Source organism: Streptomyces rimosus subsp. rimosus, assembly GCF_000720725.1.
Classification (GTDB): domain Bacteria; phylum Actinomycetota; class Actinomycetes; order Streptomycetales; family Streptomycetaceae; genus Streptomyces; species Streptomyces rimosus_A.
Window position 1 is genome coordinate 48,366 of record NZ_JOCQ01000076.1, and the last position, 9,723, is coordinate 58,088.

Genomic DNA, 9,723 nt, shown 5'->3' on the forward strand with positions numbered 1-9,723 from the left:
CCCACCGCTTGGACCCCGGCCCAGGCCCTGAGCTGGGCTCGTCGGCCCCGTCCGGCTCCCGCACCGTCATCCGCGCCTCCTCGCGGGCGGCCGGCCCGCCGCCCGCGCCGCCTGCCGGCGGCCGATCGCCCGCGCGTCGAAACCCGAGAGCCCGCGCACGGCCACGAACGCCTTCTCCCGGCCGGGCAGCGAGACCCGGCCGCGCAGCACCGCCTCCGGGTCGGCCGCGATCCGCGCGAGCAGGCGGTGGTAGATCCCGGCCATCGCGGCCACGCAGGCGCCGCTGCGCCGGTCGAGCATGGGCAGCAGCCTGAATCCCTGGTCGAACAGCGCGCGGGCGCGCCGTACTTCGAAGTGGACCAGTCCGGTGAAGTCGGCGCCGGGCGGCGGGACCGGACTGTGGAAGCCCACCGAGCAACCGAACTTGGCGAGATCGTCGGAAGGGAGGTACGTACGGCCGTTTCCGGCGTCCTCGCGAACATCTCTCAGGATATTGGTCAGTTGCAGGGCCAGCCCGAGCGTATCGGCGTACTCGGCGGCGCGTGCGGTGTCCGGTGCGCCGGAAACCGTGCCGAACACCCCCAGCGAGAGGCGGCCGATCGCGCCCGCGACACAGCGGCAGTAGACCTTCAGGTCGTCCCAGGTCTCGTAGGTCTCGCCGCGCACGTCCATCAGGACGCCGTCGATCAGCTCGTCGAGCCCGCCGAGCGGGATGGGAAACCGCCGGGAGGCGTCGGCCAGCGCCACCGCCACCGGGTCGGTGTCGTCCTCGTCGACCGCGCCGTCCTGGATACGGGCGAGCAGGGCCCGGGTGTCCTCCAGCCGCCGCTCCTTGGCGTCGTCCGCCAGCGGGCCGTCGCCGATGTCGTCGACCCGGCGCGAGAAGGCGTAGAGCGCCGACATGGCCTGGCGCTTGTCGGTCGGCAACAGCCGGATGCCGTAGGCGAAGTTACGTGCCTGCTGCCCGGTCACGGCCTCGCAGTAACGGTACGCAGCGAGCACCGGCGCGGACGCGTGTGCGATGTCCTCCACGGTCCGACTCACCCCTTTCTTCGCAATGTCGCCCGCACCTCGCGCAGCAGGCTGAGCTTGGTCGGCTTGGGCGGTCCAGGGAGTACGTCGTGGTCGGCGGCCGCCACCGCCTGGAGCGCGGCGCGTCCGCCGCCGACGAAACCGGCGAGCAGCAGCTTGAGCCTGCCGTGGACGCTACCCACCAGCGGGGTGCCTTCATTCAGCAGCGCGCGGGCGCGTTCCGCCTCGTACGCGATGAGCGCGCGCACCGGTGCGCCCCCTGTCGGCGCGGCGAGATCCCGCTCGGTGACACCGAAGCGTTCCATGTCCTCGCCCGGCAGGTAGACCCGGTCCCGGCGCAGGTCCTCGGCGACATCCTGGAGGTGCTCGACGATCTGCAGTCCCGTGCAAACCGCGTCCGAGGCCCGGATGCGCTCCGGGCTGGCGGTGCCGGTGATGCCCAGGACGAGCCGGCCGACGGGGTTGGCGGACAGCTCGCAGTAGGCGACCAGGTCGCCGTACGTGGGGTAGCGGCCGACTCGCTGGTCCTGCCGGTTGGCCTCGATCAGGCCGAGGAAGGGCTCGGGGGTCAGGCCGCAGCGGCGCACGGTGGGGCCCAGGCGGCGCATCAGGGGGTGCAGCGGGCCGGGCGCCCGGTCGCTGAAGACGCGGTGGAGGTCCGCCTCCAGCGCGTCGAGGAGAGCGAGGCGGTCCTCGCCCTGCTCACGGTCCAGGCCGAGCCGGACGGCGTCGCCGCCGCCGGGTGCCAGGTCGCCGTCGCCGATGTCGTCCACGAGGCGCGCGAAGCCGTAGACGGCCATCAGGTCCTGCCGCCAGGCGCGGGGCAGGAAGAACGGCGCCACCGGGAAATTCTCGTGCGCGGCCTGGTCCAGGACGGTGCGCGACTGCGCGTCGTCGTCGCGGGCGCCGTCCGGCACCCGCTGCCGGACGAGGACGTCGCGTGCCCGTGCCATCCCTCGGCTCACCGGAGGCTGCCCGGCGCGCTTCGGGGCCGGAGAGTTCCAGTAGCCATTGCCGTCACGCCTCCCGTTCTACACCGCCAAGCCAAAACATCCCATTTCGGACACGCCGCATGCCGCGACCGGCCCGATCGGACCCCGGTCGCCAGGACGGGTGCACATCGCCCGACTTGTGCCACTTGTGCTGTTCAGTACCCGTACAGCTTACGCCGTACGTCTCTCCGGCGTCCGAGGGGGTACCGAACCGCGAAGCAACGATCCGGTCAACATCCAACCGGCCCGAACTGTTCCCGATTCCGGCCCAGTTGACCATCTGTTAACGATCACCAGACCCACGGACAACCTTTCGCCGCCGGTCCGGCAACGATCAACGGCCCCCGCGAGCCGGACTCGCGGGGGCCGTGCGACGCGCTGCGGGCTACTTGCCCGTCTCCTTCTCGTACGCCTTGATCACCTCGTCGGTCGGGCCGTCCATCAGCAGCTCGCCCTTCTCCAGCCACAGCACCCGGTCGCAGGTGTCCCTGATCGACTTGTTGTTGTGGCTGACCAGGAAGACCGTGCCGGCCTCCTTGCGCAGCTCGCGGATGCGGGCCTCGGAGCGCTTCTGGAACGAGCGGTCACCCGTCGCCAGCGCCTCGTCGATCATCAGGACGTCGTGGTCCTTGGCCGCCGCAATGGAGAAGCGCAGCCGCGCCCCCATGCCGGAGGAGTACGTGCGCATCGGCAGCGAGATGAAGTCGCCCTTCTCGTTGATGCCGGAGAAGTCGACGATGCTCTGGTACCGCTCGTGCACCTGCTCGCGGGACATGCCCATCGCCAGGCCGCCGAGGATGACGTTCTTCTCGCCGGTCAGGTCGTTCATCAGGGCCGCGTTCACGCCCAGCAGCGACGGCTGGCCGTGCGAGTAGACCTTGCCGCGCTCCGCGGGCAGCAGGCCGGCGACGGCCTTGAGCAGCGTCGACTTGCCCGAGCCGTTCGAGCCGATCAGCCCGATCGACTCGCCGCGGTACGCGGTGAAGCTGACGCCCTTGACCGCGTGTACCTCGCGCACCCCGGTGGAGGGCTTGCGGCGGATGATGCGGTTCAGGGCCGCGGTGGCGCTGCCCTTGCCCGCTCCGGTGCCGTACACCCGGTACACGATGTGCAGGTCGTCCGCGATCACGGTGGGAACGCGGGTTGTGTCCGCCGTCTGCACGGCGCCCTCTTGCTCAGCCACGGCCGTAGCGCTCCTCAGCCTTCCAGAAGTACACGAAGCCGGCGATGCCCATCACCAGCGCCCAGCCCACGGCCAGCGGCCACACGTGCGGGGGCAGCTTGTCGGAGGTGAAGCTGTCGATCAGCGCGAAGCGCATCAGGTCGATGAAGACCACGGCCGGGTTGCAGTCCAGCAGGACGTGCACGAAGGCCGGGACCGCCTTCTCCTTGAGGATCACGTCGATGCTGAACATCACGCCGGACGCATACATCCACGTCCGCATGATGAAGGGCATCAGCTGCGCCAGGTCGGGGGTCTTGCTGCCCAGGCGGGCCATGACCATCGCGAGCCCGGTGTTGAAGACGAACTGCAGCACCAGCGCCGGGATCGCCAGCAGCCAGGACCAGGTGGGCACCTGTCCGTAGCCCAGCAGGATGAGGACCAGCACCCCCATCGAGAACAGCAGCTGCTGGAGCTGCATCAGGCAGAACGAGATGGGCAGGCAGGCGCGCGGAAAGTGCAGGGCACGCACCAGGCCCAGGTTCCCGGAGATCGCGCGGGTGCCGGCCATCACCGAGCTCTGCGTGAAGGTGAAGATGAAGACGCCGGTGACCAGGAAGGGCACGTAGTCCTCGACCCCGCGGCTGGTGCCGATCAGCAGGCCGAAGATGAGGTAGTAGACGAGCGCGTTCAGCAGGGGCGTCACCACCTGCCAGACCTGGCCCAGCTTCGCCTGGCTGTACTGCGCGGTCAGCTTCGCGCTGGAGAAGGCGGAGATGAAGTGCCGCCGGTCCCACAGCTGCCGCACGTACTCCGGCAGGCTGGGGCGGGCCCCGCTCTGCGTGAGCCCGTACTTGCGGGCCAGCTCGGCACGGGACAGCCCGTCGTCGGATGTTGGCGGGGCACTCATGGCGACCGCACTGTCGTGCGTAGTCTCGCTCACTGTTGACACTTTCGTCCTCAAGGTGCGCTGCCGGGGCCGTGCCCCGGGTTCGCGCCTGATGCTCTCAGATACGAGCTTGTCAGATGACGGGAGGGCGGCCCAGCCGGGTCAGGCGCCACACGGTACGCCACTTCATGGGACGCCTGGGACCACAGGATGTGGACCAGCCCTCCTTGAAGCCGCCCAGCCAGGCACGCAGGGCGGGCCGCGAGGGCCGCCGGGCCAGGGTGAGCAGGAACCAGACACCGAGATAGACCGGAACCAGCGGAGCCGGGAGGTTGCGGCGGGCCAGCCAGACCCGGTTGCGGGCCACCATACGGTGGTAGACCGCGTGCCTGCTGGGGGCGTGGGTGGGGTGCAGCAGCACCATGTCCGACCGGTAGTCGATCATCCAGCCCGCGTCCAGGGCCCGCCACGCCAGGTCGGTCTCCTCGTGGGCGTAGAAGAAGTCGTCGGGCAGCCCGCCGACCTCCTGGAAGACCTGCGTACGGACCGCGTTCGCGCCGCCGAGGAAGGTGGTGACGCGGGAGGACCGCATCGGGTCGGAGGCCCGCAGCCGCGGCACGTGCCGGCGCTGCGTCTCCCCCGTGTCCGGGTCCGCGATGCGGAAGCTGATGATGCCGAGCTTCTTGTCGCGGGCGAACGCCTCGCGGCACAGTTCGGCCGTGTCCGCCCGGTCGAGCAGCCCGTCGTCGTCCAGGAACAGCAGCACGTCCATCTCGCCGCCGCCCGGTCCGAACGCCTCGATGCCGACGTTGCGCCCGGCCGGGATGCCGACGTTCTCCGACAGCTCCACGGTCCGTACGCCCTCGGGCAGCGGCGGCAGCGGCGAGCCGTTGCCGACGACCACGACCTCGATGTGCTCGCCGTGCTGCTTGGCGACCGAGTCGAGCAGCGCGCGCAGCTCGTCGGGGCGGTTGCCCATGGTCAGGACGACGGCGCCGACCTTCATCTCTCGCGCCCCCGTCACTTGAGCCTGCTGGAGGCGAGGATGGACACCAGGTGCAGCACGGTCTGCAGGAGCGCGATACCGGCCATCACCGCGACACCGAGCCGCGAGAAGAACAGGTCGCCCCGGACCGCGTCCACGACCGCCAGCAGCAGGATCACCAGCGACGCCTCGATCCCGAGGATCAGCCGGTGGAACTTCAGCGCGGCGGCCGCCTTGCGGGCCAGCGCCATGCCGGACGAGCGCGGCTCGGACGCCGCTTCCTTGACCGGCGGCAGTCCGCCCTGGTGGCGGGCCACGCCGACCAGGTCGGTCTCGGCCTTGATCAGGATCGCGCCGAGGGCGGCGAGGGTGCCGAGGAAGGCCCACAGCCAGTCGATCCGCCCGGAGCCCCACAGGTCGGCGGCGCGCAGGCCGAAGCCGACCAGCACGGCGGCGTCGGTGAGGTAGGCGCCGACCCGGTCGAGGTAGACCCCGCCGAGCGAGAACTGCTTCTTCCAGCGGGCCACCTCGCCGTCGACGCAGTCGAGCAGCAGGTAGAGCTGGACCATCACCACCCCGAGCACGGCCCCCCAGACGCCCGGCACCAGCAGGGCCGGGGCGGCGAGGACGCCGCAGAGGGTCATGACATAGGTCAGCTGGTTCGGCGTGATCCTGGTGTTCACCAGGTACCGGTCGCAGCGCAGCGAGATCTCCCGCATGTACAGGCGACCGGCCCAGTGCTCACCGCTGCGCCGGTCCTTGACACCCGCGGGGTGCACGACCGGGCGGAGTTCAGCTACTGACGGCTTGTGCATAGTCGGCGTAGGCGTCCCTGATCTGGTCGGTGGACAGGTCGAGGTGTTCGAGGATCGTGTAGCGGCCCGGGCGGGTCTGCGGCGCGTACTCGACGGCCCGGACGAACTCCTCGTCGCTGAAGCCGATCTCGCCGGGCGTCACCGGCAGGCCGTGCCGCCTGAGCACCTCGATCATCAGCCCGCAGGTCTCCTTGTCCCCGCGCAGGTGCGTGGCGAAGGCGGCACCGAGGCCGCACTGCTCGCCGTGGCTCGCCGCCCGCTTGGGGTAGAGGAGGTCGAAGGCGTGGTTGATCTCGTGGCAGGCGCCGGAGGCCGGGCGGCTGTCGCCGGCCACCGACATGGAGATGCCGGTCAGGACCAGGCCCTCGGCCAGCACCTGGAGGAAGCCGTCGTCGCCGACGCCGCCGGGGTGGCGCAGCACGGCCTCGCCGGCCTGGCGTGCCATGGCGGCGGCCAGCCCGTCGATGTCCTCGCCGGTCTCGCGGTGCGACAGCTCCCAGTCGGCGACCGCGGAGATGTTGGAGATGGCGTCGCCGATCCCGGACCGTACGAAGCGGACCGGGGCCTCGCGGATGACGTCGAGGTCGATCACCACGGCGATCGGGTTGGGCACGCCGTACGAGCCGCGGCCCGCGTCGTTGTCGAGGGTGGCGACCGGCGAGCACAGGCCGTCGTGCGAGAGGTTCGTCGCGACGGCGACCAGCGGCAGGCCGATCCGGGCCGCCGCGTACTTCGCGCAGTCGATGATCTTGCCGCCGCCCAGGCCCACGACCGCGTCGTAGTGGCCCTTCTTCATGGCGTCGCCGAGCTTGATCGCTTCGTCCAGCGTGCCGCCGCCGACCTCGTACCAGTCGGCGCCGGGCAGCATCGGGCACAGCCGCTCCCGCAGCCGGGCGCCGGAGCCGCCGCTGATGGCGACGGCGAGCTTCCCGGACGCGGAGATGCGCTGGTCGGCCAGCAGGCCCGCCAGGTCGTCCAGTGCGCCGGCGCTGATGTCGACGACGACCGGGGACGGAATCAGGCGGGTCAGTACCGGCATGCGATCTCACGGCCCTTCGCGAGGTCGTCGTGGTTGTCGATCTCGACCCACGCGACCTCGCCGATCGGCGCCACGTCCACCTTGAAGCCGCGGTTGACCAGCTCCTGGTAGCCGTCCTCGTAGTACAGGTCGGGGTCGCGCTCGAAGGTGGTCTTCAGCGCGTCCGCCAGCTCCTCGGCTGCCGAGCCCTCGATGAGGGTGACGCCGATGTACTCGCCGGTGGCCTGGGCCGGGTCCATCAGCTTGGTGATCTTCTGGACGCCCTTCTCGGGGTCCACGACGACCTTCATCTCCTCGTCGGCGAGCTGCTTGACCGTGTCCAGCGCGAGGATGATCTTCTTGCCGTCGCCGCGGGCGGCGAGCAGGGTCTTCTCGACGGAGACCGGGTGCACGGTGTCACCGTTGGCGAGGATCACGTCGTGCTTGACCGCGTCCCGGCCGCACCACAGGGAGTAGGCGTTGTTCCACTCCTCGGCCTTGTCGTTGTCGATGAGGGTGAGCTTGAGGCCGTACTTCTCCTCCAGCGCGGCCTTGCGCTCGTACACGGCCTCCTTGCGGTACCCGACGATGATCGCGACCTCGGTCAGGCCGATCTCGGCGAAGTTGCCGAGCGTCAGGTCCAGGATGGTGGTGTCACCATCGACCGGCACCAGCGCCTTGGGCAGGGTGTCGGTGTAGGGACGCAGACGCCGTCCGGCGCCGGCGGCCAGCACGAGGCCGATCATGCGGGTTCTCCTTCATCGTGTACGGCGGGTGCTCCGGAGGACACCCAGAAACGGATGCTCTCGGCGAGCACCAGCAGCGCCAGGACCACTGCCAGGGCCGTCAGCGCGATTGTGAAACCTGTCGAGTGCAGCAGGGCCGCGAGGAGGACAACGACCAGCGTGCGTCCCTCGTGCCCGCCGGCGGCCCGCACCAGCCAACGCGGCGGGGCCCCGGCGCCCACACGGATGCGGTAGACGGTGTCGTAGTGATGGTAGGCGACCGCCGCGACCAGCCCGAACGCCGCGGGCAGCGCCTGGTCGGCGCCGGAGCGGGCCGCCACGACCAGGATGGCGACGTACTCGCCCGCCCGGAACAGCGGCGGGACGAGCCAGTCGAGCGGGCCCTTGAGCGGGCGGGCGACGGCCTGGCCGGAGAAGAGGGCGTAGATCACCGCGATGACCACGGTCGTCCACGTCACGGGCTCGTCCTGGAGGATCACCCAGGTCAGGAGGCAGGCGGCGCCGAGGAACGCCATGACGGGGGCGGTGAAGGCACCGCCACTGCCGCCCCGGGCGAACAGCGCGGCGAGGGGCCCGGAGTCCGCGAGGTCGGCGAGTGCGCCCGCCGCCCGGTCGGTCCGGCGGGCCCGCCGCGTCAGCGAGCGCAGCACCCGGCCCGCGGTGGTGTAGCAGGCGGCCAGGGCGCAGCCGATGAGCAGCGCGTAGAAGACGATGCGCGGGGTGGTGCAGGCGGTCAGCACGGCGATCATGGCCCAGCGCTCGCCGATGGGCAGCACGATCATCCGGCGCACCCAGACCGTCCAGCCGACGCTGTCGAGCCGGTCGGACAGGGCCGCGGTGGGGCTGGTGTTGCCGGTGGCGTCGTGGTTCGCCTCGTTGAAGGAGAAGTCGACGACATGCCGGCAGGTCTGGAGCACCATGGCCCCCAGAGCCAGCGCCCACACGTCGTCGCCGCCGCGCGCCGCGCCGAGCGCCAGGCCCGCGTAGTACGCGTACTCCTTGGCCCGGTCGAAGGTCGCGTCGAGCCAGGCGCCCATCGTCGAGTACTGCAGCGAGTAGCGGGCGAGCTGTCCGTCGGTGCAGTCCAGGACGAAGGAGAAGATCAGCAGCAGGCCGGCGGCGATGAAGCCGCCGCGGCTGCCGGTGGCCGCGCAGCCCGCCGCGATCAGCGCGGTGAGCAGCGACGCGGTCGTGACCTGGTTGGGGGTCAGGCCGCGGCGCGCGCACCAGCGGGCGAGGTAGCGGGAGTACGGGCTGATGAAGAAGGTGGTGAAGAACCCGTCGCGGGCCTTGACGGCGGTACGCAGCCGTACGGCCTCGTCGTCGACGGCGGCGACGGCCTCCTCGGCCGTGGCGCGCTCGGCGGGCGTCAGCGGCACGGTCGCGACCAGGCTGCCCAGCTCGATGTTCTGCGGCGCGGCGTCCTCGGCCGTCATGCCCTCGGCGAGCGCGTCGGGGAGGACGTCCACGCGGTAGCGGGTGCCGGGTCCGGCGGGGACCGCGGTGGCGGCGCGCTTGAGCGCGGCGCGCGCCTCGGGCTGCGCCGTCACGGCGCCCGGCACGGCGGCCGCCGGGAAACGCGGGTCGGTCAGCGCCAGCCGCAGGCTGTGCAGGTGGCCGACGAAGCGCGGATCGACGACGGCGACGCGTTCATCGGCCGGGACCTCGGCGAGCGCTTCGGCCACGGCCGCGGCGCCGTCCGCCGTACGGACGTGGAAACCCAGCGAGCGCAGGGCGGCTTCGAGCGGCGACCCGGCGACCGGCGGACCGGTGAGGATGGCGGTCGACAGACGAACTCACTCCTTGGAAGCTGGCGAGGCCGCGCCGGTCGGTCCGCATTCGATACGGGCTACCCGGGCAGCGGGCGTGGCACACCTGGCCCCAGGGGGTGGGTGGGCACGTCGGCAGAGGCTATCGGATCGCCGGATGCGGCCGTTCACCGCGCATTCACCGCACGATCGAGTGACCGCCGGCTGCGCCTGCCGCGATCATCATGGTGGATCGGGGCGCCCGGGAACAACTGACGCCCGACCGAGCCCCGGACATCACGCCCTATATGGGGAATCTGGGCGGGTGTGGGGGAA

Annotated in this window: 9 protein-coding genes; all 9 read right to left on the minus strand. The window is 71.2% G+C overall.

The features are described from left to right. Positions 1-66 precede the first annotated feature (66 nt). The 9 genes from hpnD to IH45_RS0130610 all read right to left on the minus strand — a co-directional run bounded on the left by hpnD (position 67) and on the right by IH45_RS0130610 (position 9,429). Complete coding sequence (gene hpnD, locus IH45_RS0130570) at positions 67-1,044, minus strand: presqualene diphosphate synthase HpnD (RefSeq protein ID WP_050515298.1); 978 nt, start codon at positions 1,042-1,044, stop codon at positions 67-69. Beyond that, positions 1,041-1,985 (minus strand): squalene synthase HpnC, encoded by a 945-nt coding sequence (gene hpnC, locus IH45_RS0130575; RefSeq protein WP_234440739.1) that lies wholly within the window; start codon positions 1,983-1,985, stop codon positions 1,041-1,043. Before hpnC ends, hpnD begins: the two co-directional genes overlap by 4 nt. 424 nt (positions 1,986-2,409) lie before the next feature. Continuing rightward, positions 2,410-3,207 (minus strand): ABC transporter ATP-binding protein, encoded by a 798-nt coding sequence (locus IH45_RS0130580; RefSeq protein WP_030675790.1) that lies wholly within the window; start codon positions 3,205-3,207, stop codon positions 2,410-2,412. Continuing rightward, positions 3,200-4,129: an ABC transporter permease gene (locus IH45_RS0130585; protein ID WP_030675793.1), complete on the minus strand. Its 930-nt coding sequence runs from the start codon at positions 4,127-4,129 to the stop codon at positions 3,200-3,202. Before IH45_RS0130585 ends, IH45_RS0130580 begins: the two co-directional genes overlap by 8 nt. 79 nt (positions 4,130-4,208) lie before the next feature. After that, on the minus strand, positions 4,209-5,081 hold the full coding sequence (locus tag IH45_RS0130590; RefSeq protein WP_030675795.1) for a glycosyltransferase family 2 protein: 873 nt from the start codon (positions 5,079-5,081) through the stop codon (positions 4,209-4,211). Positions 5,082-5,095: 14 nt separating this feature from the next. Further along, positions 5,096-5,875, minus strand: a complete 780-nt coding sequence (locus IH45_RS0130595) for a CDP-alcohol phosphatidyltransferase family protein (protein WP_078575411.1) — start codon at positions 5,873-5,875, stop codon at positions 5,096-5,098. Further along, positions 5,853-6,914: an iron-containing alcohol dehydrogenase family protein gene (locus IH45_RS0130600; protein WP_030675797.1), complete on the minus strand. Its 1,062-nt coding sequence runs from the start codon at positions 6,912-6,914 to the stop codon at positions 5,853-5,855. Before IH45_RS0130600 ends, IH45_RS0130595 begins: the two co-directional genes overlap by 23 nt. Next, on the minus strand, positions 6,902-7,639 hold the full coding sequence (locus IH45_RS0130605) for a phosphocholine cytidylyltransferase family protein (RefSeq protein WP_030675799.1): 738 nt from the start codon (positions 7,637-7,639) through the stop codon (positions 6,902-6,904). The genes IH45_RS0130600 and IH45_RS0130605 overlap by 13 nt, the downstream gene beginning before the upstream one ends. Beyond that, entirely contained in the window at positions 7,636-9,429 is a 1,794-nt protein-coding gene (locus IH45_RS0130610) for a DUF5941 domain-containing protein (RefSeq protein ID WP_030675802.1), read from the minus strand. Before IH45_RS0130610 ends, IH45_RS0130605 begins: the two co-directional genes overlap by 4 nt. Between the last annotated feature and the right edge of the window lie 294 nt (positions 9,430-9,723).

Excerpts from the sequence above, each read along its gene's own strand:
- IH45_RS0130600 (WP_030675797.1), bottom strand. The coding sequence starts at position 6,914 with ATGCCGGTACTGACCCGCCTGATTCCGTCCCCGGTCGTCGTCGACATC.
- IH45_RS0130595 (WP_078575411.1), bottom strand. The coding sequence starts at position 5,875 with ATGCACAAGCCGTCAGTAGCTGAACTCCGCCCGGTCGTGCACCCCGCG.
- IH45_RS0130590 (WP_030675795.1), bottom strand. The coding sequence starts at position 5,081 with ATGAAGGTCGGCGCCGTCGTCCTGACCATGGGCAACCGCCCCGACGAG.
- hpnC (WP_234440739.1), bottom strand. The coding sequence starts at position 1,985 with ATGGCACGGGCACGCGACGTCCTCGTCCGGCAGCGGGTGCCGGACGGC.
- IH45_RS0130605 (WP_030675799.1), bottom strand. The coding sequence starts at position 7,639 with ATGATCGGCCTCGTGCTGGCCGCCGGCGCCGGACGGCGTCTGCGTCCC.